Here is a 25,933-nt window from a genome sequence, read left to right as displayed (position 1 = left end):
GCGACCCGCGGGTATGGGCGGCGCGGTATCAGCGCTTGCCCGCAAGCATGGGCAGATTCAGGCCCTGCTCCTGCGCGCATTCAATGGCGGCCGCGTAGCCCGCGTCGGCATGGCGCATGACGCCCGTGCCCGGATCGTTGGTCAGCACGCGGGCGATGCGCTCGGCCGCCTCGTCCGTGCCGTCGCAGACGATGACCATGCCGGCATGCTGCGAGAAGCCCATGCCCACGCCGCCGCCATGGTGCAGCGACACCCAGGTGGCGCCGCTGGCGGTGTTCAGCAGCGCATTCAGCAGCGGCCAGTCCGACACCGCGTCCGAGCCGTCGCGCATCGCTTCGGTTTCACGATTGGGGCTGGCGACCGAGCCGGAATCCAGGTGATCGCGGCCGATGACGATGGGCGCCGACAGTTCGCCTGTGCGGACCATTTCATTGAACGCCAGGCCTAGCTTGGCGCGCTGGCCCAGGCCGACCCAGCAGATGCGCGCCGGCAGGCCCTGGAAGCTGATGCGCTCGCGCGCCATGTCCAGCCAGCGGTGCAGGTGCGCGTCGTCGGGAATCAGTTCCTTGACCTTGGCGTCGGTCTTGTAGATGTCTTGCGGATCGCCCGACAGCGCGGCCCAGCGGAACGGCCCCACGCCGCGGCAGAACAGCGGCCGGATGTAGGCGGGCACGAATCCCGGGAAGTCGAACGCGTCCGCCACGCCTTCTTCCTTGGCCATCTGCCGGATGTTGTTGCCGTAGTCGAAGGTGGGAATGCCCTGGCGCTGGAATGCCAGCATGGCCTGCACATGCACGGCCATCGATTGCTTGGCGGCCTTGATGACGGCGGCCGGCTCGCGCTTGGCGCGCGCGCGGTAGTCCTGCCAGGTCCAGCCCAGCGGCAGATAGCCGTTCAGGGGGTCATGCGCGCTGGTCTGGTCGGTCACCATGTCGGGACGAACGCCGCGGCGCACCAGTTCCGGCAGGATCTCGGCGGCATTGCCGCACAGGGCGATGGAGATGGCGCGGCCTTCCTGCGTATATTTGGCAATGCGCGCCAGCGCATCGTCCAGGTCGCGGGCCTGCTCGTCCACATAGCGGGTGCGCAGGCGGAAGTCGATGCTGGTCTGCTGGCATTCGATGTTCAGCGAGCAGGCGCCAGCCAGCGTGGCCGCCAGCGGCTGGGCGCCGCCCATGCCGCCCAGGCCCGCGGTCAACACCCAGCGGCCCTTGAGGTTGCCGCCGTAGTGCTGGCGGCCGGCCTCGACAAAGGTTTCGTACGTGCCTTGCACGATGCCCTGGCTGCCGATGTAGATCCAGCTGCCGGCCGTCATCTGGCCGTACATGGCCAGGCCCTTGGCGTCCAGCTCGTTGAAGTGTTCCCAGGTGGCCCAATGCGGCACCAGGTTGGAATTGGCGATCAGCACGCGCGGCGCGTTGGCGTGGGTCTTGAAGACCCCCACCGGCTTGCCCGACTGCACCAGCAGGGTTTCGTCGTCGTTCAGGTTCTTGAGCGACTCGACGATCTTGTCATAGCAGTCCCAGTCGCGGGCGGCGCGGCCGATGCCGCCGTAAACCACCAGTTCCTTGGGGTTCTCGGCCACGTCGGGGTCCAGGTTGTTCATCAGCATGCGCAAGGGGGCTTCGGTCAGCCAGCTCTTGGCGTTCAGTTGCGTGCCGCGCGGCGCGCGGATGACCACGTCGCGGTATCGGTTCGAGTTGTCCAAGAGGCTCTCCTTGATCGGTTCGGTTGCGCGCCTGCGCAGGCGCTGCGCTTGTCTGAATCATAGGATGCCTATGCTTGTATATACAAGCTTATAAGACCAATACCGGGCTAGGGATTTCCCGTATGGAGAAAGCCGGGACGGCAGGCGCCCCGACCTTGCATTGGCCGAAAAAAAGGCCGCGCAAGGCGGCCTCTGGGAAATCAGGCGGCCCGCGGCAGCAATTCGATCACGCAGGCGTCCAACACGGCTTCGCCCTCCAGGCGGTACTCGGCCAGGCCGTCCGCCAACTCGATATGAAGGCAGTCATAGCGCGAGGGCAGCGCGTGCGGCGTGCCATTGACGCGGATCGACAGCGAGTGGCCGGCGTTCAGTACCAGCACGTGGCGCGCGGCGCTGTGAAAGGTCCACGGCCCCGCGCCCGCCACCCATTGCAGCCGGGCATGGCAGCGCGCCGGCGCGTAGATGAGGTTGAAGTCGCGTATCGGTCCGTCCAGCAGGCGGCACTGCACCCGGGCATCGCCCGAGAAGGCATAGGCCTGGCGCGGCGCCAGCGGCGCCTGCTCGCTGCCATCCACGGTCAGCTGGATGCCCGGGCCCTCCAGCACAGTGATGATGCGCTGGTAGCCCGTGAACGCGGAAAAGCCGCCGTCCTCGGCCACGTCGGCGATGGACAGGCGCCAGTCGAACGCGGTGGAGCTGCCGCCAGGATTGCAGGCGACTTCCTGCGTGGTGCCGCCGCCATTGCGCCAGGGCATGCGCGGATAGTCGGCGGCGCGGTACAGATGGACTTCGGGGTGCTTCATGAGGTGAACTTGCCTTCCAGGCGGTGCCGGGAACCAGGGTGAATCAAACGAGCCAGCGTGACGGCGCGGTCGCCCGACCAGGTGCGCCGGCTGATCAGCAGACAGGGTTCGTCGCGCTCGATCTGCAGCAGCTGGCATTCGCGCGGCTTGGCGAGGATGGCCTCGACCACGTGTTCGCCTTCGCTCAGCGGCGCGACGCGCGTCAGGTACTCGTATGGAGTGCTCTGCGTGAAGTCCTGCTTCAGGTAGTCCGGCGCCAGGCCGACATTGACGTAGCGGTCCTCCAGCTGGATCGGCAGGTCGTCTTCGTAGTGCACGATGATCGAGTGATACACCGGCTGCCCGGCGCGGATATCCAGCGCCAGCGCCTGTTCGGCGCCCGCCGGCTCTTCGGCCAGGCGCACCACGCGGCTGTGGTGGCGATGGTTGCGCGCCGCGATCTCGTCGGCGATGTTGTTGACGGCGAACAGCGCCGAGCGCGCCTTGGGCTGGGCCACGAAGGTGCCCACGCCCTGCATGCGCACCAGCAGGCCCTCGGCCGTCAATTCGCGCAGGGCGCGGTTGATGGTCATGCGGCTGAAGCCGAGCTCATCGACCAGTTCGCTTTCCGAAGGCACCCGGTAATGTTCCGGCCACGCGCCGCTGCGGATCTGCTGCGCGATCATCTGCTTGACCTGCGCATAGAGCGGCGCGGGCGGCGCATTGGCCTGGATGGGCAGTTTGGGAGGATTGGAGGCCACGGGGAATCCTGTAGAACGGCGCTGGGCGGCCGATAACGGTCAGGGCCTAGTATAGACAGGTACAGATGGCTTCAGGGCCCGCCGTCGCGAACGCGACTGCGGTTTGCGACTCAAGCCCCGCCTAGGCATCACCCGCCGCCCCGGAGTACGGTAGTGGACTGGAACCGCCAGATTTCCTATACTCCCCCCCTGTATTTATCGGAGCCTGCCGTGCCGCACTCCCCGGAAGAGAAAAAACGCGTCGTCACTCGCTTGCGCCGCATCCAGGGCCAGGCGCTGGCGCTGGAGCGGGCCGTGAACGAGGGCACGGAATGCGGCGCGCTGCTGCAGCAGCTGGCCGCCTTGCGCGGCGCCGCCACCGGCCTCATGGCCGAGGTGCTGGAAAGCCATCTGCGCGAAACCTTCCTCCAATCCGCCCAGGGCGGCCGCCAGGACGCCACGATCGAACCCGAGGCGGAGATCGATCTCTTGATGCGCCTGGTCCGTTCCTATTTGAAATAACGCTATCTGACATACGTGGAGCCCTAGCTATGAAATCACGCGCAGCAGTCGCATTCGGACCCGGCAAGCCGCTGGAAATCGTTGAAATCGACGTCGCGCCGCCGCAGCGCGGCGAGGTGCTGGTGAAGATCACCCACACCGGCGTCTGCCACACCGACGCCTTCACCCTCAGCGGCGACGACCCTGAAGGCCTGTTCCCCGCCGTGCTGGGCCACGAAGGCGCGGGCGTGGTGGTCGAAGTCGGCGAGGGCGTGACCTCGTTGAAGCCCGGCGACCACGTCATTCCGCTCTACACGGCCGAATGCCGCGAATGCAAGTTCTGCCTGTCCGGCAAGACCAACCTGTGCCAGAAGGTGCGCGCCACGCAGGGCAAGGGCGTCATGCCCGACGGCACCTCGCGCTTCAGCTACGAAGGCAAGCCGCTCTACCACTACATGGGCTGCTCGACCTTCAGCGAATACACCGTGGTCAACGAAATCTCGCTGGCCAAGATCAACCCGGCCGCTCCGCACGAAAAGGTCTGCCTGCTGGGTTGCGGCGTCACCACCGGCCTGGGCGCCGTGCACAACACCGCCAAGGTCAAGGAAGGCGACACCGTCGCCGTGTTCGGCCTGGGCGGCATCGGCCTGGCCGTGATCCAGGGCGCGGTGCAGGCCAAGGCCGGCCGCATCATCGCCGTGGACACCAACCCCAACAAGTTCGTGCTGGCCAGCGCCATGGGCGCGACTGACTGCGTCAACCCCAAGGACCACGACAAGCCGATCCAGGACGTGATCGTCGAAATGACCGACGGCGGCGTGGACTTCTCGTTCGAATGCATCGGCAACGTGCACGTGATGCGCGCCGCGCTGGAATGCTGCCACAAGGGCTGGGGCGAAAGCATCATCATCGGCGTGGCTGGCGCCGGCCAGGAAATCAGCACGCGTCCGTTCCAGCTGGTCACCGGCCGCGTCTGGCGCGGTTCGGCCTTCGGCGGCGTCAAGGGCCGCACGCAGCTGCCGGGCATGGTCGAAGACGCCATGAGCGGCAAGATCGACTTGGATCCGTTCGTGACCCACACGCTGCCGCTGGAACGCATCAACGAAGCCTTCGACCTGATGCATGAAGGCAAGTCGATCCGCACGGTCATCCACTACTAAGCCCGCATCTTGCGGCAACAACGGGCCCGGCGCCGCATGCGCCGGGCCCGTTGTTTTTTTCATGACAGGCATGCGACATGTCGTCGCGCAACATGACAACACTGTCATTCATTTCCGCGTCATCTTGACCCGCGACCATTCGCCCTCCGATGACAGAGGGGTACACGCGAATGAACACGTGGAAGAGGAACGCGGGCGCGGCCATGCTGAGCGCGCTGGCGCTGCTGGCCGGCTGCGGCGGCGGCGACGACGATGACGACAAGCCCGTCGAACAGCCCGAACAGCCGGCGCCCGGCCGGCCGATGGAACTGACGATCCTGCACATCAACGATCATCATTCCAACCTGGACAGCAAGAAGAAGGACCTGAAGCTCAAGAACGCCGCCGGCGCGCGCGTCGCCGTGAACGCCGACACCGGCGGCTTCCCGCGAGTGACCGGCGCGATCAACGCGCTGGCAGCGCAATCCGCCAACGTGCTCAAGCTGCATGCGGGCGACGCCACCACCGGCACGCTGTACTTCAACCGCGCGGGCGAGCCAGGCGAGGCCGACGCGGCCATGATGAACACCGTCTGCTTCGACGCCATGACCCTGGGCAACCACGAGTTCGACAAGGGCGACAGCGGCTTGAAACGCTTCATCGAACTGCTGCACGCAGGCGCCTGCCAGACGCCCGTGCTGAGCGCCAACGTCACGTTCGCCGCCGGCTCGGCGCTGAACCCCTCGCGCGCCCCCGGCATGGTCAAGCCCGCCGTGGTCCTCAAGCGCGACGGCCAGGATATCGGCCTGGTCGGCCTGACCATCGCCGCCAAGACCCAGCAGTCGTCCAGCCCGGACGCCGGCACCTTGTTCTCCGACGAGACCGTCGCCGCGCAGCAGCAGATCGACGCGCTGCGCGCCCAAGGCGTGAACAAGATCGTGGTGATGAGCCACATCGGCTACGGCTATGACAAGCAGGTGATCGCGCAGCTGAGCGGCGTGGACGTGGTGGTGGGCGGCGATTCCCACACGTTGCTGGGCCCCGCCGCCATGGCGGACTATGGCGTGGGCTCGCCCGCGGGCGCCTACCCCACCGTGCTGCAGGACAAGGACGGCAAGCGCGTCTGCCTGGTGCAGGCCTGGGAATACTCTCAAGTGGTGGGTGAGCTGAAGGTGAACTTCGACGCCAATGGCGACGTCACCGCCTGCGCCGGCACGCCGCACGTGCTGATGGACGGCCCGTTGAAGGTGGCCGGCGTCGCGCCTTCGGCTGCGGACGAGGCGGCGATCCAGGCCGACATCCAGGCCAGCGGCTTCCTGCGCATGCAGGCGCCGGACGCGCAGGCCACGGCCGTGCTGCAGCCGTTCAAGGCCAAGGTCGACCAGTTCAGCCGCAGCCTGGTCGCTTCGGTGCCGCAGGAACTATGCTCCCGGCGCGTGCCGGGCGGCCCCGGTTCGCGCGACTACAGCCGCTCCAGCGCGGCCTGCAATACGCTGGGGAGCGTCAGCCTGCGCGGCGGCGATATCCAGCAGCTGGTGGCCCAGGCCTACCTGGACGTGGCCAACGCCAGCTATGGCGGCGCCGACATCTCGCTGCAAAGCGGCGGCGGCGTGCGCGTGCCGCTCCTGGGCAACGTGACGGCGGCCAACGTGATCGAGGTGGTGCCTTTCGGCAATATGCTCTGGCGCCTGGACGTGACCGGCGCCGAGGTCAAGAGCATGCTGGAAGACGGCATGCAGGCGGTCTATGGCGCGGGCGGCTCGACCGGCCCGTATCCCTACGCCGGCGGCCTGCGCTGGGACGTGAATGCGGCCCAGGCCCAGGGCAGCCGCGTGTCCAACATCGAAGTGCGGGATCAGGCCAGCGGCAACTGGCTGCCGCTGGACGCGGGCCGCAGCTACAAGCTCTTCGTGCTGAGCTTCAACGCCACCGGCGGCGACGGCTACAAGACCCTGGCCAACGTGCCTGCCTCGCGCCGGCAGGACATCGGCGTGCTGGACGCCGACGTGCTGCAAGCCTACATCGACAAGCAGGCCAAGGACCCGGTCAGCGGCCTGCCGGTGCTGAACCTGCTGCCCGTGAGCCTGTACAGCACCAAGACGTACAGCGAATAGCGGCAGCAGTCTCCGGGCGCGGCCGTCAGGCCGGCTGCGCCCGGCTTTCGTGATAGACCCGCTCGGTCTTGCCGACGAATGTCGTCAGCGAAAATTCCCGCAGCGCCGTGCTGCGGGCCTCGGCGCCCATCACGCCCAAGGCTTCGCGGTTTTCCAGGATCTTCGACAGCGCCTCGACAATGCTGTCCACCGAGGCCGGCGGCACCACCCAGCCGTCGCGGCCGTCGGTGACATTCTCCGGCAACCCTCCCACCGCGCTGACGATCACGGGATTGCCTGCCGCCATCATCTCGCGGCAGGCGAAGGAAATCGTCTCCAGCTTCGACGACAGCACAAAGCCGACGTCCAGCGCCGACAGGAAGGGGCCGACGTCGTCCAGCAGACCGGTGAACACCACCTGCTCCGACATGCCCAGTTCGCTGACACGGCGCATCTGCTCCGCGTCCGGCAGCTTGCCCGCGATCAGCACCACCACCTGCCGCCGCTTGTTCTCGGGCAGCATGGACACGGCAGTGACCATGTCCAGCCAGTTCTTGTAGACGGCGGTGCCGGCATTGCTGCCGATGACCAGCCGGCCCTGCATGCCCTCGGGCAACAGGCTGTCGCGCGCTTGCGCCGCCTCGCGGCGCGAGGCCGGACTGCATTTTTCCGTGTCCACGCCGTTGTGCACCACCCGCAGGTCTTCGTTGCGGAACACCGACTGCTTCATGCGGCGAAACGTGTGGGTGCACACGCAGATGACGCGGTTGGTGCCCCATTTGGCGCGCACCCGCGCGCCCAGACTGTTGGCGCTGCGGTCGGTATGCTGGGTGTAGACCATGAAGGGACGCCGCGCGCCCATGCCCATGGTTGCCAGCATGCACAGGCGGTGATCGGCCGAGCCGTTGGCGTGGACCACGTCGAAGCGTTCGTCGCGCAGCAGGGCCCGCAGGCGCCGCAGCGCGCGCAGCTGCTGCAGCGGCCGGCCTTTGAACTCCAGGGCCAGCGTGCGCACGCCGGGCAGGGCGGCGGCCTCGGCCAGCAGGCGGCTGCTGGCCGGCGCCGCCACGGTCACCTCCGACTTCTCGCACAGGATGCGCGCCAGCGACATCACGTAGGTGGTGTGGCCGCCGCCATCGCCTTGGTGGAAATTGGTGTACAGAATCTTCATGGGGTCGTACTCGAAAACGGCTGCTCGGGCAGCAGGCAGCTCCAGTCGCGCTTCTCGAACACATCGTCCCCCAGCCGGCTGGCGGGCGACAGGTTGTAGACCTTGATGCCGCGTTCGCCGAGCAGCCGGCTGGCTTGCCGGAAGGCGGGTTCGATGTGCCCGGAGAATTGCCGGTCCAGCGCGGTGGACAGCTGCGTGGCCGCGCTTTCATAGAATCGTGGGCCTGCCGCGGCCGTGAGGTCCAGGCCGTGCAGGTAAATGGTTTTCGCGCCCAGCCACGCCAGCAACTGCAGGCCCGTGTAGGCGACGGTGCCGCCGCCGAACAGGCCGCGCGGCGGGTCCAGGCTGAAGCCATGCGCATGCACCGGATTGCGCGCGTCGAACAGCACCAGCCCGGGATCGGCCGCCAGCCGCGCTTCCAGCTCCTCGGGCCGCGCGCGCGGCTGCAACGCGCGCTGGTGCACTTCTTCGAACAGCGCGATGCGGCAGCGCACGGCGTTGCGATCGAACAGGAAGCCGATCCAGCGATAGACCTCGGGCGTGACGAACAGCGTCAGGTCCTGCGCCAGCACTTCCGCCACCAGTTCGCGCCTGCGGTTGACGAAACCCGCATCCAGCATCGCGTAGTAGTCGAAACGCAGGGACGGATGTTGGCGCCGCAGCGCGATCGAACCGTTGACGCCCATCGCCACGTCCAGGCGGCAACGGGCATAGTCGATCTGGGCGACGGACGGGCCGCTGAGTATCAGGTGGGCGTCCGCGCCGATGCCGCGCGGCAGCTGATCCATCGGCGTGACCGCCGGGCCCTGCACGCCGCGCAGTTCGCAGCCGGTCAGCCGGTCCTGCGCATCGCGCCGCACTGTCACGAAGGGCCACAGGGTTTCGTTGTGCCGGCAGGCGGCGGGCCGGCTGTGCCGATAGAAGTAGCGCAGGCCCTTGGTCAGCGGGCGCGAACGCAGCAAGCGTGGAATGAGCCCGGGACTAGGCATGAGCAGTGTTGCGCGGAAGCCGCGAAATAACCTTGTAAGCGGCGAATTCTACGCAGGCGGACCTATCGAAAAAGCGAAAGAACTCTTGAAGATGTAACGCTTTTGGGGAACCGCCAAAACGTCCCCAAATTCATACCGTACAGTTTCCGCTGGGCGCGGCCTCGCCCGCGCCCGAAACTTCGATTACGTTTTGCCGCAAAGATTAGCCTGCGGGATCGCGCCATGCGCTAACGCGAGGCTCGCCCTCGCGGCCTTCCGCTACGATGCGGGTATCGCAATATCCCGATTCAAGCACTCAACCCTGGATAGGAAGGATTTCGATGTCTACGACCGCCACCCTGAACGCCGCTGCGGCCAGTCCGCCCCGCGTGAGCGTGCCCGCATTCCGCGCGCGCAAGCGCCAGGAGCCGCTGGTGATGCTGACAGCCTACACGGCGCGCATGGCCGAACTGCTGGACCCGCATTGCGACGCCCTGCTGGTGGGCGACAGCCTGGCGCAGACGATCTACGGCCTGCCTTCCACCGTGCCCGTCACGCTGGACCTGATGATTGCGCACGGCGCCGCCGTGGTGCGCGGCTCGCGCCGGGCGCTGGTCGTCGTCGACATGCCGTTCGGCAGCTATGAGGAAAGCCCCGAACAGGCCTTCCGTTCCGCGGCGCGCATCATGAAGGAAACCGGCGCGGGCGCGGTCAAGCTGGAAGGCGGCCAGAGCATGGCCGCCACCGTCGCCTATCTGTCGGCGCGCGGCATCCCGGTCATGGGCCACGTGGGCCTGACGCCGCAGGCGGTGAACATCCTGGGCGGCTACGGCGCGCGCGGCCGCGGCGAAGCCGAGTACGCCCGCATCGCCGCCGATGCCGCCGCCGTGGCGGATGCCGGCGCGTTCTCGCTGGTGATCGAAGGCGTGGTCGAGCCGCTGGCGGCGTCGATCACCGAGGCCGTCGCCTGCCCGACCATAGGCATAGGCGCATCCGCGCGCTGCGACGGTCAGGTGCTGGTGGTGGACGACATGCTGGGCATGTTCGAGCGCACCGCCCGCTTCGTGAAGCGCTACGACGACCTGGCCGGCCGCATCCAGCAAGCCGCGCAGGCCTATGCCGGCGAAGTCCGCGCGCGCAGCTTCCCCGAATCGGCCCATCTTTACGGCGTGCCCGGCGGCGCCTGATGGCGGCGCGCGTTTCTCGCTAGAATCCTCCCATGCCTTTCTACGCACACCACTCATGAGCACGCCCCGCATGGACACGCCCCAGCTGCAGGACGCCATCGCGGACGCCATCAGCACCGCGACGCGCGGCGCGGGGCGCGTGAACATCCTGGTCGCGGGCAAGACCGGCGTGGGCAAGAGCACGCTGATCAACGCCGTGTTCCGCGGCGACCTGGCCAAGACCGGCGCGGGCAAGCCCGTCACCCAGTCCACCCAGGAATTCACCCGGGCTGGCCATCCGCTCACCATCATCGACACGCGCGGCCTGGAGGTCGGCGATTACGAGCGCTCGCGCCAACAGCTGGCGGACCTGATCCAGGAGCGCTCCGCCTCCGACGACCAGGACCGGCACCTGCACGTGGCCTGGCTCTGCATCCAGGACAGCAGCCACCGCGTCGAAGACGCCGAAATCGAGCTGTGCAACATGCTGTCCGATGCCGGCATCCCCGTCGTGACGGTGCTGACCAAGGCGCGCAAGAACAGCCCCTTCGTCGACGAGGCGCGCAAGCTGTTGCCGCGCGCCAAGCAGGTGGTGGCGGTGCGCGCGCTGCCGGAATGGATCGAGGAGCTGGACGCGGAGCTGCCGCCCATGGGCCTGGACAACCTGATCGAGGCCACCGCCCTGCACATCCCCGAAGCACAGCAGCGGGCCTATGCCAACGCCCTGTCCACCCGCAACAAGAAGGCCCTGGAAGTAAAAAAAAAGCGGGCTGAGATAGAGGTCAACGTGGCCGCCGGGCTGGCCGCCTCGGCCGCGGCCGCACCCATTCCGTTCTCGGACGCCGTTGCGCTGGTGCCCATCCAGGTCGGCATGATCGCCAAGATCGGCATCACCTTCGGCATGGAACTGAATACCGCCGCCATCACCACGCTGGTCACTTCCACGCTGGGCGCGTCCGCGGCCACGCTGATTGGCCGTTCGGTGGTCTCCGGGCTCTTGAAGTTCATTCCCGGCGCGGGCAGCGCGGTGGGCGGCACCATTGCCGCCACCACCGCCGGCGCCATCACCAAGCTGCTGGGCAATGCCTACGTGGCCGTGCTGTACGACTTCTGCCTGAAGAACCCGGGCAAGGACATCGACATCGCGATGATCGCCAAGGCCTTGAAGCAGCGCGTCACCTTCTGAGGCGCGCTGCGCCCGCACCGGTGCCTGTGCACTAGCGCGAACCGCCGCTTGTGAATTGCGCCGCGGCCGCGGCGCCAGATCTATACTTTTCGAACCGCCCCCGCCGCTGTGACGCGCCAACGGCCCGGACGTCCCGCGCCGCGCGCCGGATGCTCTTGCGCAGGCCCAGGCAGCCTGCGCGCAGGGAGAGGTTCATGACTCGCAAATACATCGATTGCCGCGAATACCCCAGCGCAATGAATTGCACGGTAGCCTTGTCAGCGGATTCCGAAGGTGAATTGCTGGAAGCCGCGGTGCAGCACGCGACCACGGTACACAAGCACGCCGACACCCCTGAGCTGCGCACGCAGCTGAAGTCCTTGTTCCACGATGGCACGCCGCCGGCTGAAATGCCCAGCCGCGTCTGACGGCGGCCCCATCCGCAACCGGAGCAGCGCAGGCGCGGCCCGCCACGCCGGCGCTGCAACCGCGGACCCGCGACGAAAGCGCGGGCGCTAGGCCCGGGCCAAGACCGGCGCAGCCGCGCGCACCACCTCGAACAGGTTCTTCGGATCCGGCAGTTGCGGCGCCACCTCGATGCGGGCGCCCACGCCATGGCGGTTGGCGGCGTCACGCAGCCAGCGCAGCGCCGAGAAGTCCTCCAGCGCAAAGCCCACCGAATCGAAAATGGTCACCTCGGATGCGCTCTTGCGGCCGGCTGCCTGGCCCGTCAGCACCCGCCACAATTCCGTCACCGGGAAGTCGGCAGGCATCTGCTGCAGGTCGCCCTCGATGCGCGTCTGCGGCTCGTACTCCACGAACACCGGACCCGCGCGCAGCACGTCCGCGTGCAGTTCCGTCTTGCCCGGACAATCGCCGCCGACGGCGTTGATGTGCATGCCCGACTCGACCATGTCCGCGGTCAGGATGGTGGCGTAGGCCTTGTCCGCCGTCACCGTGGTGACGATGTCCGCGCCCTTGACCGCATCCGCCGCACTATCGAAGCGCACCACGCGCAAGCCGGGCACTGAAGCCAGATTGCTTTCAAGCTTGCGTGTGGCGCCTGCGTCCACGTCGTAGACGTGCAGGGTGTCTATGCCCAGCAGGTGGTGGAAGGCCAGCGCCTGGAACTCGCTTTGCGCGCCGTTGCCGATCAACGCCATCTTGCGCGAGTCCGGGCGGGCCAGTGCGCGCGCCGCCAGGGCGGAAGTCACGGCCGTGCGCAGCGCGGTGGTCAAGGTCAGTTCACTGATCAGCAGCGGCTCGCCCGTGCCGACCTGCGCCAGCGCGCCGAATGCCATCACGGTGGACAGGCCGGCCTGCGGATTGCCGGGGTGGCCGTTCACGTATTTGAAGGTGTAGTACTCGCCGTCGGCGGTGGGCATCAATTCGATCACGCCGGTTGCCGAGTGGCTGGCCACCCGCGCGCTCTTGTCGAATTCCTGCCATCGAAGAAAGTCCGACAGCAGATAGTCCAGCAGACCGGAAAAGACCTGTTGCGGGCCTTGCAGGGCCACGATGTGGGCCACGTCGGAAGTTGAAAGCAGCATCGTCAATTTGTTCTCCCCGAGTTATGGAACAGAAATTCTGGGGGATGGGCAAACCAATTAATAGTGACAACAATCCACACAAAACGCTAAGATTCTGCCATTCTGACAGCAATAATTAGCACTTTTAACAATGGACACGCTAGATCAGAACCTGCTCGGCCTGTTGCGCGCCGATGCCCGCATGTCGGTCGCCACCCTGGCGAAGAAATTGGACGTCTCGCGCGGCACCATCGACAACCGCATCCGCAAGCTGGAAGAGCGCGGCATCATCCGCGGCTATACCGTGCGCCTGCGCCCTGAGGTGGAAACCGAAGACATCGTCGCCTGGATGAGCATCGCCGTCGAAGGCCACGAAACCCGCAAGATCGTGAGCCTGCTGATGGGTGAACCCGCCGTGGCGGGCCTGCATGACACCAACGGCCGCTGGGATCTGCTGGCCGAACTGCGCGTGCCCACCATCGACCAGCTGTCCGAGGTGCTGGACCGCCTGCGCACCCTCAAGGGCATCGCCGCCACCGAAACCAGCATCCATCTCAAGACCTTCAAGGCGTTTTAGGGCGGGCATACGGGGAAACCCGATATAAAACTTTGCATGGCCTCGATGACACCGCGTTATGCATGGCGCGGCGGCGGCCTCTCGCCAACCGGCGGAATTCCCCGCTGAATCATGGCCTTGGCGGATAGCGGGGCGATCCTGCGCGGCGCGCGGCGCCAACGCGGCCCCCGGTTCCGGATTTCCGCCCGCGCATGCATGCTGGCGCCTTCAGCCTGGAGATCCACATCGTGAGTAATGCATACCCCGCCCGCAAGATGGGCCTGGCGGTCGCCCAGATGGGCGCAGTGAACCTTGCCGATAGCCGCGCGGCCGTGGTCCGGCGCCTGGTCGACATGATGCGCGAGGCCGCCGCCCGCCGCGCGGAATTCGTCGTCTTCCCCGAACTCGCGCTGACCACGTTCTTTCCGCGCTACTGGATGGAAGACGCCGAAGCGGTGGAGCGCTACTTCGAAAAAAGCATGCCCAACGCCGACGTGCAACCGCTGTTCGACACCGCGCGCGAACTGGGCATAGGCTTCTACCTGGGCTACGCAGAACTGACGCCCGAAGGCCGCCAGTTCAACACCGCCATCCTGGTGGACCGCAGCGCCAAGATCATCGGCAAGTACCGCAAGATCCACCTGCCGGGCCACTCCGACCACAAGATCGGCGCGCCACTCCAGCACCTGGAGAAGAAATTCTTCGAAGTCGGCGACCTGGGCTTTGGCGTCTGGGAAACCAACGACGTGAAGATCGGCATGTGCCTGTGCAACGACCGCCGCTGGCCCGAAACGTATCGCGTCATGTCGCTGCAAAGCGCCGAGCTGATCGTGCTGGGCTACAACACGCCGTCCTTGAACATCCACTGGGACGAGCCCGCGCACCTGCGCACCACCACGCACGAGATTGTGCTGCAGGCCAGCGCCTACCAGAACGCGGTCTGGGTCGGCGCGGCCGCCAAATGCGGCCATGAAGACGGCCACCACATGATAGGCAGCTCCATGATCGTCGCGCCTTCCGGCGAGATCGTGGCGCGTTCCAGCGGCGAAGAAGACGAGGTGATCACCGCCCGCATCGACCTGGCCATGGGCCAGGCCTTCCGCGACCACGTGTTCAACTTCGCCAAGCATCGCAACCCGCAGCATTACAAGCTGATCGTCGAACGCACCGGCGCGGGCGATCCGCTGCCCACGGCGGCCATCGACTGAAGGCCGCGCCTGCCCGCGGCGCGGGCAGGCGCCGTCCGCGCTGCTAGACTGCCTGCTGGCCCACAGACCGACCCGCAGCAGGCAACAACCCATGCGCCTCATCGACACCGAACAAACCCGCAACGCCCTGTCCTTCGACGCCGCCATTCCCGCCTTGCGGGAGGCCTTCCGCGGCAGCGCCACCGTGCCGCCGCGGCATGTCCACGCCATCCAGTCGGGCAACGCGCACGGCACCTCGCTGATCATGCCGGCCTGGAGCGACCGCGGCTACTTCGGCGTGAAGATCATCAACATCTTCCCCGAGAACACCCACCTGGGCCTGCCCGGCCTGCACGCCACCTACAACCTGTACAGCGCCACTACAGGCGTCCCGATAGCCCAGGTGGATGGCGACATCGTCACCGTGTACCGCACGGCGGGCGCGGCCGCGCTGGGCGCGGATTACCTGGCGCGCGCCGACGCCAGCACGCTGCTCATCGTGGGCTCCGGCCGCATTGCGGGCCTGGTGGCGCAAGCCATGCGCACCGTGCGCCCGATCCAGCGCGTGCTGGTGTGGAACGTGCGTCCGGCCGGCGCCGAGAAGCTGGCCGGCGAGCTGCGCGCGCAGGGCTTTGACGCCGAATCCGCCGCCGACCTGGGAAGCGCCGCGCGCCAGGCCGACATCATCAGCTGCGCCACCCTGTCCACCGTGCCGCTGATCCAAGGCGCCTGGCTGCGTCCCGGCGTGCACCTGGACCTGATCGGCAGCTTCAAGCCCGAAATGCGCGAGACGGACGCGGCCTGCTTCGACGGCACCTCGGTCTACGTGGACACCAGCGAGGCGCCCACCAAGTCCGGCGACCTGCTGGCCGCCTTCGAAGCCGGCGCCCTCAAGCGCGAGGACATCCGCGGCGACCTGCACCAGTTGGCCGCCGGCGAATTGCCGGGCCGCCGCGACGACCAGGAAATCACCGTGTTCAAGGCCGTGGGCAGCGCACTGGAAGACCTGACGCTGGCAACGCTGGTGTACGAAGCGGTCAGCGGCGAACGCGCCTGAACCGCTATTCGAAGCCGCGCGGGCCCAGCGCCTGCGCCATGTAGTCGATGAAGGACTTGATGCGCGAGGAGATCGCGGTATTGCGGTAATACACCGCATTGATCGGCTGCCGCACGTCCTGCGTCTGTTTCACCAGCAGTTGCTGCAGGGCGCCGCTGTCGCGGTCGCCGCGCGTCATGAAGTCGGACAGGCAAACGACGCCGCCATCGTTCAGGGCCAGCTGCCGCAGCGTTTCGCCGCTGTACGCGCGCACCTGCGGCTTGATGTGCAGGGCCTGGCCATCGGCCTCCAGCAAGGGCCATTCGTTCAGCGCCTCCAGTTGGCTAAAGCCCAGCAAGGTGTGCGAGGCCAGATCGGCCACCCGCCGCGGCGTGCCGTGAGCAGCCAGATAGCCGGGGCTGGCCAGCACGCGGATGCGGCTATGGCCCAGCCGTACCGCGTGCAACGAGGAATCCTTCAGGTGCCCGATGCGGATGGCCAGGTCGGTGCGGCGCTCCAGCAGATCGATGTTGCCCTCGTTGCTGTTCAGCTCCAGCTCTACCTGCGGATAGCGCTTGCGATAGCCTGGCGCCAGCGGCGCGATCACGTGCAGCATGAAGGGCGTTGCCGCATCCACCCGCAAGCGCCCGGCCGGCTGGTTGCGGCGCAGGCTCATCAGTTCCTCGCTTTCTTCCACCGCGGCCACGATCTTGCGCGCCTGCTCCAGATAGGTCCGGCCTTCTTCGGTCAATTCCAGCCGCCGCGTGGTCCGGCGCATCAGCGTGGTCTGCAGCTTCTCTTCCAGCCGGCTCATGGTCCGGCTGGCGGCGGAAACGGTCTGTCCCAGCACGTCCGCGGCAGCAGTGATGGAACCGCTGTCCACGATGGCGATAAAGACCTGCATTTCGTCGAGCGTCGTCTTCATTCTTGCATTTATATCAAAAGTCTTTCGTGCATACCGGACTTTTTCCGCAAGTATCCGACGGGCACACTGCAGGCATTCCCGGGCCCCGCGCCCGGATCCGCGAACCTCCCCAGGAGTTACCCATGAGCATTCCCGCCTTTGGCGCCGGCACCTTCCGTCTGCAGGGCCAGACCGTCATCGATTCCGTGCGCAACGCGCTGGATCTCGGCTACCGCGCCATCGACACCGCGCAGATCTACGAAAACGAAGCCGAAGTCGGCCAGGCCATGGCCGAATCCGGCGTGCCGCGCGATGAGCTGTTCGTCACGACCAAGATCTGGGTTCCCAACTACGCCCGCGACAAACTCATCCCCAGCCTGAAGGACAGCCTGGCCAAGCTGCGCAGCGACTACGCGGACCTGACTCTGATCCATTGGCCTGCGCCCGGCAACGGCGTGCCCGTCGAGGAATTCATGAACGCGCTGGCCGAAGCCAGGACGCAGGGCCTGACCCGCCAGATCGGCATCTCCAACTTCCCCATCGCCGAAACCCGCGCCGCCATCGCCGCAGTGGGCCGCGAGCAGATCGCCACCAATCAGATCGAACTCAGCCCCTACCTGCAGAACCACAAGCTCACCGCCTTCCTGCAGGAACAAGGCATCCCGGTCACGTCGTACATGACGCTGGCATACGGCAAGGTGCTGAAGGATCCGGTCATCGGCCAGATCGCCCAGCGCCACGACGCCACGCCCGCGCAAGTCGCGCTGGCCTGGGCCCTGCAGCTGGGCTACGCGGTCATTCCTTCGTCGACCAAGCGCGAAAACCTGGCCAGCAACCTGCTCGCCCGGGATCTGCGGCTGACGGACGAGGACATGGCGCAGATCGCGGCGCTGGAGCGCAACGGGCGCGAAGTCAGTCCAGAAGGACTGGCCGCAGCGTGGGATTAGGACTTTGATAGTGCAAACGCACTATTGCAAATTCATGGAGTAATACTTTCGGATACTGGCGTGCCGGTTCCGGCGCGCCTATACATCGCAGCTACGGGCGCAACCATCGCTATCCTCATGTCGTCTTGCCTGAAAACGCCGCCCTCGCGCTGAAAGCCTGTCTCCCCTGGAGTACGCCATGGCTACAAAGAAGCAAGCGGGGCGTGCCGCCCCGGCACGCAAGACGGCCGCAAAGCGGCAGCCCGCCGCCGCCCCCGCGGCGGCGGCCAAACCGTCCCGGTCCGCCCCGAAGCGCAAGAGCCGTGCGCTGCCGCCCGCGCTGCCGTTTCGCCGCACGGCCAAACCCGACGCCTTCGATGCCCGCGATCTCCCGTTTCATCCCAACATCTCGGTCACGCCCAAGACCGAGATGATCCCCGCCATGGGGTTGACGGTGAAACACCAGGAAGACACCTCGGCCTGCACCGGCTTCGCCTTGTCCACCGTGGTCGAATTCCTGCTGCGCAAATCGGAGCGCGAACCACGCCCGGCCATCTCGCCGTTCATGCTGTATTCCATGGCCAGGCGCTATGACGAGTTTCCGGGTTCCGTCGACGACACCGGATCGAGCCTGCGCGGCGCGCTCAAGGGCTGGTTCAAGCACGGCGCCTGCGCCCAGGAACTGTTTCCTGCCCTTGCCATGCCGGCGGCGGCCAACAATACCGCCGACGACTGGTGGCTGGATGCCGTCAAACGCCCATTGGGCGCCTACTACCGCATCGACACGCGCAACATCGTCGAAATGCACGCGGCGCTCAACGAGGCCGGCATTCTTTACGCCAGCGCGGGCTGCCATGCCGGCTGGGACGACGGCCATGGCGTCACCCCGCCGAAAGCCCCGTCCACGCCGGGAGTCCAGCCGTTCTGGATCATTCCGCCCGACAAACAGGACGCCGCCACCGACGGCCACGCCTTCGTCATCGTCGGCTATACGCAGGACGGCTTCCTGATCCAGAACTCCTGGGGCGAGGAGTGGGGTACCCGCGGCATGGCGGTGCTGACCTACGACGACTGGCTGCGCAACGCCATGGACTGCTGGGTAGTCCAGCTGGGCGTGGTCACGCACGAACACACCAGGATCTCGAACAGCATCACGCTGCGCACCGACGGCAAGAGGGTCACGCTGGCCGCGGGAACCGTGCTGCGCAACCGCGAGATCTCGCCCTTCATCGTCAACGTGGGCAACAACGGCAAGCTCAGCAACAGCGGCACGTTCCGCACCACGCCCGATGATCTGCGCGCCATCGTCGACGTGCACATGAACGCCGCACGCGAGAAGTGGGGCTTGAAGGACAAGCCCATGGACGTATGCGTCTATGCGCACGGCGGCCTGGTGGGCGAAGAGGATGCGGCGCAAGCCGCCGCCGAGTGGATACCGCTGCTTTACGAGAAACAGATCTTTCCGGTGTTCCTGATGTGGGAGACGGACTTCATCACCACCGTGAAGAACATCATCCAGGATGCCGCCCACAGCGTGCCGCGCACCACGGGCGGCCTGGGCGAACGGCTGGAGCGCTGGTGGAACCAGCGCCTGGAACGCTGGCTGGCCCGGCCGGGCACGGTGATCTGGGGCGAAATGAAGCAGAACGCCCAGGCCATGAGCGAACCGGTCCCCAAGGGCATGGCGCAGGAAGAGGCGGCGATGATCATGCTGTACAAGCACTTCAAGACGCATGTCAGCCAGGGCCGCGTGCGCCTGCACATCGTCGGCCATTCCGCCGGCGCCATCGTCGCCAGCTACTTCGTGCACCGGCTGGCGGCAGACGGCGGCGAACTCGAGTCGCTCAATCTGATGGCCCCGGCGGTCAGGCTGGACACCTTCCAAAAGCTGGTCGTGCCGAACCTGAAGACACGGGTCAAGCGCTATCAGCAATTCCACCTTTCCGACCGCGCCGAGGAAGACGATCCCACTTGCGGCCCATACCGGCGCTCGCTGCTCTACCTGGTGAGCGAATCCTTCGAAGGCGGCACCACCACGCCGCTGCTGGGCATGGAACGCTATTTCAACAACGCCGGCATTCCTTGCGACGCCGTGCACGTCTCGCCCGCCGGCAGCCCAGCGCCCGGCTCCGCCAATCCGCCCGTGGCGGCCAGCACGCACGGCGGCTTCGACAATGACAAGGGCACGCAACAGCAGATCATTGCGTTCATCAAGCGTTGAAGGCGGGGCCGGCGCAATGCGGGCCGGCTGGGGCGCTATCTCAACTCCAGCGTCGCGCCGATGACCTTCATCGTCGGCATCAGCTGGCGCCAGGCGTCCTTCGACATGGACGCCGGCCGCCGCAGCTGCGCCGCGGCAGGATCGTCCAGCAGATCACCCTTGCAGGCGAACACGATGCTGTTGGTCATGTCGTCGTCCACCACCTCGAACATGGACGAACCGAACGAGGCGCGCACCCGGTCCATGTACTCGTGGTGATCCGGGTGATTGACGTGGAAGTTGATCACCAGGATGCCGTCCTCGCGCAGGGCGCGCAGGCAATCGGCATAGAACTCGGCCGAACACAGCGGACCGGGTATCCCGCCGACGCCGAATCCGTCCAGGAAAATCACGTCGGCATGCTCCGACAAGCCGCGCACGTGGTCGGCCGCGTCCGCCTGGACCACGCGGAACCGCTCGCCGTCGGGCGGCACCATGAAGGCGTCGCGCAAGGCGATGACCGCGGGATCTATCTCGACCACCTCGATGGCGCTGTCCGTCAGGTAGCGGTGGCAGAACTTGGGCAGCGAACCGCCGCCCAGCCCCACCATCAGGATGCGGGCGGGATCGGGATTGAACAGCACGAAGCCCATCATCATCCGCGTGTACTCCAGCTCGAGCGCATCGGGATTGAGCACGGACATGCTGCTCTGGATCTCCTGCTGCGTGAAATGCAGGGTGCGCCGGGCGCCGGAATTCTGGACGAAAGGCCGCGGGCGCGCCGCAGGCTCGCCTGCAGGCGAAGTACTGGAAGAATGGAAGACGTCGTCGGGCATGAAGCGCAGCGTATTGCAAGGAAATACGCTGAAGATACCACTGCCCGGCCCGGCGCCGCCCCCCGATCCTTCAGATCAGCAGCACGGGGCAGGGCGCGTGCGCGATGACCCGCGAACACACCGACCCCAGCAATGCATCCAGGAACGGCGCCCGATGGTGCGAACCCATCACGATGGCCGCGGCGCCCACCTTGACCGCATGCGCCACGATCTTGTCCGGCGTATGGCCCGTAAGCTCGTGGCATTCGAAGCCGACGTTGCCCGCGCGCAGGATTTCGACCACGGACTTCATTGCCTTGTCGCTCTCTTCGTGATGCCAAGCGTCGATGTCGGCCTGGCCGATGAAGGCCTTGACGTCGCCGGTCACGTCGGGTTCACAATGCAGTACATGCACCGTGAAATCCCGGTTCAGCAAAGGGCCGTCGACCAGATAGCGCGCCGCGGCATCGCTGTGGCTGGACCCATCGGTGGCAAGAATGATCGTGTTCATGACAGATCTCCGGTTCGTGGGACTCAACCCTTGTGGCGCGCGGCCCTGGCCGCGGCCCGTTTGGGCAGAATCAGGCTGGCGCCCACGGATGCCAGCAAGATCAGGCCTACCGCCCCTAGCGACCACTGCACCGGCACATGGAACCATGGCGCGGCCAGCATCTTGCCGCCGATGATGATGAGCACCGCGGCAAGTCCGTGCTTGAGGTAGCGGAAGCGCTCCCGCATGTCGGCCAGCAGGAAGTACAGCGCCCGCAGGCCCATGATGGCGAAGATGTTGGAAGTAAAGACCAGGAAGGGGTCGGTGGTGACGGCGAAGATGGCGGGGATGCTGTCGACCGCGAACACCACGTCGCTCGCCTCTATCATCAGCAGCACGACGAACATGGGCGTGGCATGCCGCAGGCCGCCTATGCGCACGAAGAACGACTCGCCGTGATAGTCCTTGGTGATGCGCAAGGACGAGCGCAGCAGGCGCACCAGCGGATTGCGGGCAATGTCAGGCTGGTGGTCGGCCCGCGCCAGCATCTTCGCCCCCGTCGCCACCAGCAGCACGCCGAACACGTAGAACAGCCAGTCGAATTTCGACAGCAGCCAGACGCCCGCCAGGATCATGCCGACCCGCATCACGATGGCGCCCAGCACGCCGTACAGCAGTACCCGGCGCTGCAATTCCAGCGGCACCACGAAATAACCGAAGATCAGCGAGAACACGAACATGTTGTCCACGGACAGGGACAGTTCGATCAGGTAGCCGGTGTAGAACTCCAGCGTTTTCCGGTGCGCAATATCGCGCCCCAGGGTGGCGTCCAGATACCACCACATCAGGGCGCCGAACAAGGCGGCCAGCGCCATCCATACGCCCACCCAGAACAACGCTTCCCGGGGCCGCACGCGGTGCGCATGCCGGCCGCCCAGCACATAGAGATCCAGCGCCAGCACGACCAGCACGAAGCCTACGAACCCCGCCCACATCGGCATGGTGGCAAAGGTCTCGACCTGATTCATCAGGACCTCCCGCCGTCGCTGCAAAACCGCTATGCGACAGCCAGCGGTACACAATGCATGTACGAATCCAGTCTAGAACTTCCGGCAACGCCGAACAATTCGCCTGGATCGAACTGACGCTCAGGTTTTCCGGAACCATCGGCCCGCCCGTTGCGGCGGCGCCAAACCCGAACGGCGCTTCTTGACCATTTTCCGCTTCCGGCACAAACTCGCGCAGCAAGATTCAGGTGCTGTCGCGGTTGTTCCCCAGAGTCCTAGCCGGAGCCGGTCATGTCCTGGACGCAAACGGCGGTCGAATTCTTCACCCATCTGGCGCCTTTCACGCGCTTCCTGCTGTGGTTGCTGCTGTTCCTGCTGGTGCCTTTGCTCTGCGAACGCGCCCGCATACCCGGGGTCATCGGCTTCCTGATCGCCGGGCTGATCCTGGGACCCGCCGGCATCGGACTGCTGCAGCCCGACACGCCCCTGACCCAGCTGATTTCCGAACTGGGCGTGGCGCTGCTGCTGTTCTTCATCGGCTACGACATCGATTTTTCCAAGCTGCGCGCAGCCAAGGCGCAGGTACTTTGGTTCGGCCTGCTGACCTTCGGCCTGCCCCTGGCGATGGGCTATGCGATCGCTCGCGGCTGCGGCTATACCGTCAACGCCTCGCTATTGATCGGATCGCTGATCGCCTCCCACACGCTGCTGGCCTACCCGGTGGCCGCGCGCCTCGGACTGGGCGAGCGCCTGAGCGTCATGGCGACCTCGGGCGCCACCGTTTTCACCGACATCGCCGCCATGCTGGTGCTGGCCGTATGCCTGGTGACGCACCGGCGCGGATTCTCGGTGGCGGAACTGGACATGCAGATGCTGCAGGTGGCGGTTTTCATTCCGCTGGTGATCTTCGGCGGGCGCTGGGTGCTGAGCTGGCTGCTGGCCCGCATGCGTCGCGACGAATCGCGCCTCATGATTCTGTTCCTGGCCGTGGCGTGCGCCACGCAGGGGGCCGAGCTGTTCGGCCTGGACGGTATCGTCGGCGCCTTCCTGGCGGGCATCGCGGCGCGCCAGGCCACGCCTCACCCGGGCAACGCCGGCGTGCTCAAGGTGCTGAGCGACACCTTTCTGATTCCAGCCTTCTTCATGGCGACCGGCATGCTGCTGCATCCCATCGAGGCGCTGCGCACCTTCGTCGAACAGCCGCTGCTGGCGTTCGGCCTGCTGGCCGCCCTGCTGTTGGCCAAGCTCCTGGCGGCGATCGGAGTGGGACTGCCGTTCCGCTATAGCCGCAACGAGATCGGGCTGGTATGGAGCCTGACGTTGCCCCAGGTTGCCGCCACGCTGGCGGCCGCCACCGTCGCCTACAAGACGGTCAATTCGGCCGGCCGGCCGCTGATAGACCTGCCGGTTTTGAACGTGATCCTGATGCTGGTCGTCCTGACCTCGTTGGGCGCGCCCTTGTTGACGCAGCGATTCGCCGACAGGCTGTCCGGCCCGCGACGGCGGATCGATACGGCTACGGTTTGATTCCCGCTTCCTCCCCCCTGCCTGGAGACTGCAACACCATGATGAACCGTACCCTGACCGCCATGCTGGCGCTGGCTTGCGCCGGCGCCGCATATGCCAAGGATGCCGCGCCCTATCGCTTCGAACGCGGCTATCCCACGCCGCAGACCTCGCAGCAGGTGCGCAGCGACCAGACGCTGCAGCGCGCCTTGATCGCCTATCGGTATTGGTATCCCACCGTTTCCGTGGAGGGCATTTTCAACGGCAACCGCTCCGTCGGCATCGAAGACGGCAAGCAGTGGGGCATCGCCGCGACGGGGCCGCGCCAGGTCGGCTTCACCCTCAACTCCGACACGCCCTACGGTTCGGCCGTCCTTGACCTGAGCCAGGGACCCATGGTCATCGACCTGCCGCCCGGCCCATTCATCGGCCTGGTCGACGACCACAACCAAGGCTGGGTGCAGGACCTGGGCCTGCCCGGGCCTGACGCCGGCAAGGGGGGCAAGCATCTGGTGCTGCCGCCTGGATACGAAGGCAAGGTGCCCGACGGCTACTACGTGGGCCGTTCTCCGTCCTTGAAGAACCTGCTCGCGCTGCGTGCCCTACCGGTCGGCGGCGATCTGCCCAAGGCGCTCGACGCCTTGCGCGCGGTCAAGATCCATCCCTGGTCAGAACAAGGCGCAGCGGGCCAGCCGCTGACACCAGTCGACACCAGCCGCCTGGCCATGGACAGCTCCTCGCTAAAATGGGAAGACAACTTCCGCTTCTGGGAAGTGCTGAACAAGGTCATACAGGAAGAACCCGTCGCAGCCGCCGCGCGCCCGATGTACGGCTTGCTGGCCGAGCTGGGCATAGAGAAGGGCAAACCGTTCAAGCCGGATGCGAAGCTCAAGGAAACGCTGACCCAGGCCGCGCGCCTGGGCCGGGACCAGATGCTGGTAGCCGCCTTCGACAGCGAGCGGCCAGACCGCAAGGCATGGCCGGATCGCCATTGGGAATGGGTAGGTCTCGTACCCGGCAGCGCGCAGTTCGAAACCCCCGCCGGCGTAGACCTGGACGCGCGCGACCGCTGGTTCGCGCAGGCCATCGTGACTTCACCCGCCATGTTCCGCCGCGACCCTGGCGCCGGCTCGCTCTATTGGCTGGGCGCACGCGACGCGCAGGGCGCCTATCTGGACGGCGGCAAGCAGTACACGCTCAGCGTGCCGCAGCCAGTGCCAGGCAAGCTGTTCTGGTCGGTCACGGTGTACGACAGCAAGACCCGTTCACAGGTGCAAACCGACCAGGACAAGGCCGCGCTGCGCTCGCTGTTTGAACTCAAGGACGTGGACCAGAGCAAGCCGCTTACGCTCTACTTCGGTCCCAAGGCTCCGGCGGGCCAGGAAAACCGCTGGATCAAGACCCATCCCGGCCAGGGCTGGTTCGCCTACATCCGCATCTACGGCCCCGAAGCAGCTGCTTTCGACAAGAGCTGGAAGCCGGGCGACTTCCAGCGCAGCGGCCAATAGCGCGGCAAGACTTCGATCGCGCCAACGGCCATGGCGCGATCGGCGGCTCAGCCCAGATACTCGACGTTGCCGCAGACGGAAATGCTCTGGCCGCTGATGATGGCGCCTTCGTCCGAACACAGGAAAGCGACCTGATTGGCCACGTCCTGCGGGCTGGTCATGCGGCGCAACGACACCTTGTCCACAAGCTGCTCGCGCATCGCCTCGTGGCTCACGCCGCCGGCCGCGGCGCGGGCAGCAATGACCCGTTCGACGCGGTCGCCCGACACCACGCCCGGCAGCACGGAATTGACACGGATATTCGACGGCCCCAATTCCATCGCCCAGGTCTGCGTCAGGCCAGCCAGCCCGAACTTGCTGGCACTATAGGGCGAGCGCAACGAGAAGCCCAGGCGGCCCGCCACCGACGAGATATTGACGATGGATCCGCCGCCTGCCGCGCGCAGCAACGGCACCGCGCTGCGCGCGCACAGGAAGGTCCCTGTCAGGTTGACATCCAGCGTGCGCTGCCACGCGTCGAGCGTAGTCTCTTCCAGCCGATTGGTCGGACCGGCCACGCCCGCGTTGTTGACCAGGGCGTCGAGCTTGCTCCATTTCCGCGCCAGCTCGCCGAACATGGCCTGGACTTGCGCCTCGCTGGACACGTCCGTCACGCTGACGCCCAGGCTCGGATGCGCGGCGGCGGCGGCCTTGCACGCCGCTTCGTCCACGTCGCAAACGTGCACCTCGGCGCCCGCCTCCAGAAACGTGCGCGCGATCGCCAGGCCTATGCCTTGCGCGCCCGCAGTGACGAGGACGCGCTTTCCTTGCAGTGAATGGCTCATGGCGTTTCCTCG

General features: G+C 66.4%; 24 protein-coding genes. 13 read left to right on the top strand and 11 right to left on the bottom strand.

The window, feature by feature from the left end:
• Window positions 1–28: 28 nt before the first annotated feature.
• The 3 genes from hutU to hutC all read right to left on the bottom strand — a co-directional run bounded on the left by hutU (window position 29) and on the right by hutC (window position 3,251).
• A complete protein-coding gene (gene hutU, locus BRO63_RS33360; protein ID WP_088143779.1) occupies window positions 29–1,708 on the bottom strand; it encodes a urocanate hydratase in 1,680 nt (559 codons plus the stop codon).
• Between the two features lie 200 nt (window positions 1,709–1,908).
• Complete coding sequence (locus BRO63_RS33355; RefSeq protein WP_088143778.1) at window positions 1,909–2,511, bottom strand: HutD/Ves family protein; 603 nt, start codon at window positions 2,509–2,511, stop codon at window positions 1,909–1,911.
• Window positions 2,508–3,251, bottom strand: coding sequence for a histidine utilization repressor (hutC, locus tag BRO63_RS33350; protein ID WP_179215277.1), 744 nt, complete (start codon window positions 3,249–3,251; stop codon window positions 2,508–2,510). Before hutC ends, BRO63_RS33355 begins: the two co-directional genes overlap by 4 nt.
• 210 nt (window positions 3,252–3,461) lie before the next feature.
• Here hutC and BRO63_RS33345 point away from each other — a divergent pair, with 210 nt between their 5' ends.
• The 3 genes from BRO63_RS33345 (at window position 3,462) to BRO63_RS33335 (ending at window position 6,984) form a co-directional block, all read left to right on the top strand.
• The gene (locus BRO63_RS33345; protein WP_041652083.1) at window positions 3,462–3,752 is read left to right on the top strand and encodes a metal-sensing transcriptional repressor; all 291 of its coding nucleotides are present in this window, start codon (window positions 3,462–3,464) and stop codon (window positions 3,750–3,752) included.
• A gap of 29 nt (window positions 3,753–3,781) precedes the next feature.
• Window positions 3,782–4,891 (top strand): S-(hydroxymethyl)glutathione dehydrogenase/class III alcohol dehydrogenase, encoded by a 1,110-nt coding sequence (locus tag BRO63_RS33340; RefSeq protein WP_059377025.1) that lies wholly within the window; start codon window positions 3,782–3,784, stop codon window positions 4,889–4,891.
• Between the two features lie 170 nt (window positions 4,892–5,061).
• Complete coding sequence (locus BRO63_RS33335) at window positions 5,062–6,984, top strand: bifunctional metallophosphatase/5'-nucleotidase (RefSeq protein WP_088143777.1); 1,923 nt, start codon at window positions 5,062–5,064, stop codon at window positions 6,982–6,984.
• A 25-nt stretch (window positions 6,985–7,009) separates the two neighbouring features.
• On the opposite strand, the gene BRO63_RS33330 is transcribed toward BRO63_RS33335, so the two are convergent.
• Together BRO63_RS33330 and BRO63_RS33325 are read right to left on the bottom strand one after the other, a co-directional pair.
• The gene (locus tag BRO63_RS33330; RefSeq protein ID WP_088143776.1) at window positions 7,010–8,134 is read right to left on the bottom strand and encodes a glycosyltransferase; all 1,125 of its coding nucleotides are present in this window, start codon (window positions 8,132–8,134) and stop codon (window positions 7,010–7,012) included.
• Window positions 8,131–9,123 carry a hypothetical protein gene (locus BRO63_RS33325; RefSeq protein WP_088143775.1) on the bottom strand — a complete coding sequence of 331 codons (993 nt, stop codon included), beginning with the start codon at window positions 9,121–9,123 and terminating at the stop codon, window positions 8,131–8,133. Before BRO63_RS33325 ends, BRO63_RS33330 begins: the two co-directional genes overlap by 4 nt.
• Before the next feature lie 320 nt (window positions 9,124–9,443).
• Between BRO63_RS33325 and panB the strand changes: the two genes are divergently transcribed.
• From panB to BRO63_RS33310, 3 genes are all read left to right on the top strand, one after another.
• Window positions 9,444–10,289: a 3-methyl-2-oxobutanoate hydroxymethyltransferase gene (gene panB, locus BRO63_RS33320; RefSeq protein ID WP_088143774.1), complete on the top strand. Its 846-nt coding sequence runs from the start codon at window positions 9,444–9,446 to the stop codon at window positions 10,287–10,289.
• A gap of 55 nt (window positions 10,290–10,344) precedes the next feature.
• The gene (locus tag BRO63_RS33315) at window positions 10,345–11,454 is read left to right on the top strand and encodes a YcjF family protein (protein ID WP_088143773.1); all 1,110 of its coding nucleotides are present in this window, start codon (window positions 10,345–10,347) and stop codon (window positions 11,452–11,454) included.
• 194 nt (window positions 11,455–11,648) lie between these two features.
• The gene (locus BRO63_RS33310; protein WP_088143772.1) at window positions 11,649–11,861 is read left to right on the top strand and encodes a DUF1059 domain-containing protein; all 213 of its coding nucleotides are present in this window, start codon (window positions 11,649–11,651) and stop codon (window positions 11,859–11,861) included.
• Between the two features lie 87 nt (window positions 11,862–11,948).
• On the opposite strand, the gene BRO63_RS33305 is transcribed toward BRO63_RS33310, so the two are convergent.
• Complete coding sequence (locus tag BRO63_RS33305) at window positions 11,949–12,989, bottom strand: ornithine cyclodeaminase (protein ID WP_088143771.1); 1,041 nt, start codon at window positions 12,987–12,989, stop codon at window positions 11,949–11,951.
• Between the two features lie 124 nt (window positions 12,990–13,113).
• On the opposite strand from BRO63_RS33305, the gene BRO63_RS33300 reads away from it, so the two are divergent.
• From BRO63_RS33300 to BRO63_RS33290, 3 genes are all read left to right on the top strand, one after another.
• Window positions 13,114–13,539 (top strand): Lrp/AsnC family transcriptional regulator, encoded by a 426-nt coding sequence (locus BRO63_RS33300; RefSeq protein WP_088143770.1) that lies wholly within the window; start codon window positions 13,114–13,116, stop codon window positions 13,537–13,539.
• Window positions 13,540–13,793: 254 nt separating this feature from the next.
• A complete protein-coding gene (locus BRO63_RS33295; RefSeq protein WP_179215283.1) occupies window positions 13,794–14,726 on the top strand; it encodes an N-carbamoyl-D-amino-acid hydrolase in 933 nt (310 codons plus the stop codon).
• A gap of 91 nt (window positions 14,727–14,817) precedes the next feature.
• On the top strand, window positions 14,818–15,762 hold the full coding sequence (locus BRO63_RS33290) for an ornithine cyclodeaminase family protein (protein ID WP_088143769.1): 945 nt from the start codon (window positions 14,818–14,820) through the stop codon (window positions 15,760–15,762).
• Window positions 15,763–15,766: 4 nt separating this feature from the next.
• Here BRO63_RS33290 and BRO63_RS33285 read toward each other — a convergent pair whose 3' ends face one another.
• A complete protein-coding gene (locus BRO63_RS33285) occupies window positions 15,767–16,666 on the bottom strand; it encodes a LysR substrate-binding domain-containing protein (protein WP_088143768.1) in 900 nt (299 codons plus the stop codon).
• Between the two features lie 122 nt (window positions 16,667–16,788).
• Between BRO63_RS33285 and dkgB the strand changes: the two genes are divergently transcribed.
• Window positions 16,789–17,592, top strand: coding sequence for a 2,5-didehydrogluconate reductase DkgB (gene dkgB / locus BRO63_RS33280; RefSeq protein WP_088143767.1), 804 nt, complete (start codon window positions 16,789–16,791; stop codon window positions 17,590–17,592).
• Between the two features lie 178 nt (window positions 17,593–17,770).
• Entirely contained in the window at window positions 17,771–19,792 is a 2,022-nt protein-coding gene (locus BRO63_RS33275; protein ID WP_088143766.1) for a C1 family peptidase, read from the top strand.
• Between the two features lie 35 nt (window positions 19,793–19,827).
• Here BRO63_RS33275 and BRO63_RS33270 read toward each other — a convergent pair whose 3' ends face one another.
• The 3 genes from BRO63_RS33270 to BRO63_RS33260 form a co-directional block, all read right to left on the bottom strand.
• Window positions 19,828–20,607 carry a fused MFS/spermidine synthase gene (locus BRO63_RS33270; protein WP_088143765.1) on the bottom strand — a complete coding sequence of 260 codons (780 nt, stop codon included), beginning with the start codon at window positions 20,605–20,607 and terminating at the stop codon, window positions 19,828–19,830.
• A gap of 70 nt (window positions 20,608–20,677) precedes the next feature.
• Entirely contained in the window at window positions 20,678–21,097 is a 420-nt protein-coding gene (locus BRO63_RS33265; RefSeq protein ID WP_088143764.1) for a universal stress protein, read from the bottom strand.
• Window positions 21,098–21,120: 23 nt separating this feature from the next.
• Window positions 21,121–22,104, bottom strand: a complete 984-nt coding sequence (locus tag BRO63_RS33260; protein ID WP_088143763.1) for a TerC family protein — start codon at window positions 22,102–22,104, stop codon at window positions 21,121–21,123.
• Between the two features lie 270 nt (window positions 22,105–22,374).
• Here BRO63_RS33260 and BRO63_RS33255 point away from each other — a divergent pair, with 270 nt between their 5' ends.
• Window positions 22,375–23,610: a cation:proton antiporter gene (locus BRO63_RS33255; protein ID WP_088143762.1), complete on the top strand. Its 1,236-nt coding sequence runs from the start codon at window positions 22,375–22,377 to the stop codon at window positions 23,608–23,610.
• 38 nt (window positions 23,611–23,648) lie between these two features.
• Window positions 23,649–25,097: a DUF1254 domain-containing protein gene (locus BRO63_RS33250; RefSeq protein WP_088143761.1), complete on the top strand. Its 1,449-nt coding sequence runs from the start codon at window positions 23,649–23,651 to the stop codon at window positions 25,095–25,097.
• A gap of 47 nt (window positions 25,098–25,144) precedes the next feature.
• Here the strand turns inward: BRO63_RS33250 and BRO63_RS33245 are convergent, their stop codons facing one another.
• On the bottom strand, window positions 25,145–25,921 hold the full coding sequence (locus BRO63_RS33245) for an SDR family oxidoreductase (RefSeq protein ID WP_088143760.1): 777 nt from the start codon (window positions 25,919–25,921) through the stop codon (window positions 25,145–25,147).
• Window positions 25,922–25,933 lie beyond the last annotated feature (12 nt).

The organism is Achromobacter xylosoxidans (assembly GCF_002192695.1).
In the GTDB taxonomy this organism is placed as follows: domain Bacteria; phylum Pseudomonadota; class Gammaproteobacteria; order Burkholderiales; family Burkholderiaceae_B; genus Achromobacter; species Achromobacter xylosoxidans_C.
Note: the sequence above shows the minus strand (reverse complement) of the source record. Positions and strands in the feature narration are given on the sequence as shown.

Bases quoted from the DNA above. Each gene is read 5' to 3' on its own strand.
- BRO63_RS33355 (WP_088143778.1), bottom strand. From the start codon at position 2,511: ATGAAGCACCCCGAAGTCCATCTGTACCGCGCCGCCGACTATCCGCGC.
- BRO63_RS33340 (WP_059377025.1), top strand. From the start codon at position 3,782: ATGAAATCACGCGCAGCAGTCGCATTCGGACCCGGCAAGCCGCTGGAA.
- BRO63_RS33335 (WP_088143777.1), top strand. From the start codon at position 5,062: ATGAACACGTGGAAGAGGAACGCGGGCGCGGCCATGCTGAGCGCGCTG.
- BRO63_RS33330 (WP_088143776.1), bottom strand. From the start codon at position 8,134: ATGAAGATTCTGTACACCAATTTCCACCAAGGCGATGGCGGCGGCCAC.
- BRO63_RS33325 (WP_088143775.1), bottom strand. From the start codon at position 9,123: ATGCCTAGTCCCGGGCTCATTCCACGCTTGCTGCGTTCGCGCCCGCTG.
- panB (WP_088143774.1), top strand. From the start codon at position 9,444: ATGTCTACGACCGCCACCCTGAACGCCGCTGCGGCCAGTCCGCCCCGC.
- BRO63_RS33315 (WP_088143773.1), top strand. From the start codon at position 10,345: ATGAGCACGCCCCGCATGGACACGCCCCAGCTGCAGGACGCCATCGCG.
- BRO63_RS33310 (WP_088143772.1), top strand. From the start codon at position 11,649: ATGACTCGCAAATACATCGATTGCCGCGAATACCCCAGCGCAATGAAT.
- BRO63_RS33300 (WP_088143770.1), top strand. From the start codon at position 13,114: ATGGACACGCTAGATCAGAACCTGCTCGGCCTGTTGCGCGCCGATGCC.
- BRO63_RS33295 (WP_179215283.1), top strand. From the start codon at position 13,794: ATGGGCCTGGCGGTCGCCCAGATGGGCGCAGTGAACCTTGCCGATAGC.
- BRO63_RS33290 (WP_088143769.1), top strand. From the start codon at position 14,818: ATGCGCCTCATCGACACCGAACAAACCCGCAACGCCCTGTCCTTCGAC.
- BRO63_RS33285 (WP_088143768.1), bottom strand. From the start codon at position 16,666: ATGAAGACGACGCTCGACGAAATGCAGGTCTTTATCGCCATCGTGGAC.
- dkgB (WP_088143767.1), top strand. From the start codon at position 16,789: ATGAGCATTCCCGCCTTTGGCGCCGGCACCTTCCGTCTGCAGGGCCAG.
- BRO63_RS33275 (WP_088143766.1), top strand. From the start codon at position 17,771: ATGGCTACAAAGAAGCAAGCGGGGCGTGCCGCCCCGGCACGCAAGACG.
- BRO63_RS33270 (WP_088143765.1), bottom strand. From the start codon at position 20,607: ATGCCCGACGACGTCTTCCATTCTTCCAGTACTTCGCCTGCAGGCGAG.
- BRO63_RS33265 (WP_088143764.1), bottom strand. From the start codon at position 21,097: ATGAACACGATCATTCTTGCCACCGATGGGTCCAGCCACAGCGATGCC.
- BRO63_RS33260 (WP_088143763.1), bottom strand. From the start codon at position 22,104: ATGAATCAGGTCGAGACCTTTGCCACCATGCCGATGTGGGCGGGGTTC.
- BRO63_RS33255 (WP_088143762.1), top strand. From the start codon at position 22,375: ATGTCCTGGACGCAAACGGCGGTCGAATTCTTCACCCATCTGGCGCCT.
- BRO63_RS33250 (WP_088143761.1), top strand. From the start codon at position 23,649: ATGATGAACCGTACCCTGACCGCCATGCTGGCGCTGGCTTGCGCCGGC.
- BRO63_RS33245 (WP_088143760.1), bottom strand. From the start codon at position 25,921: ATGAGCCATTCACTGCAAGGAAAGCGCGTCCTCGTCACTGCGGGCGCG.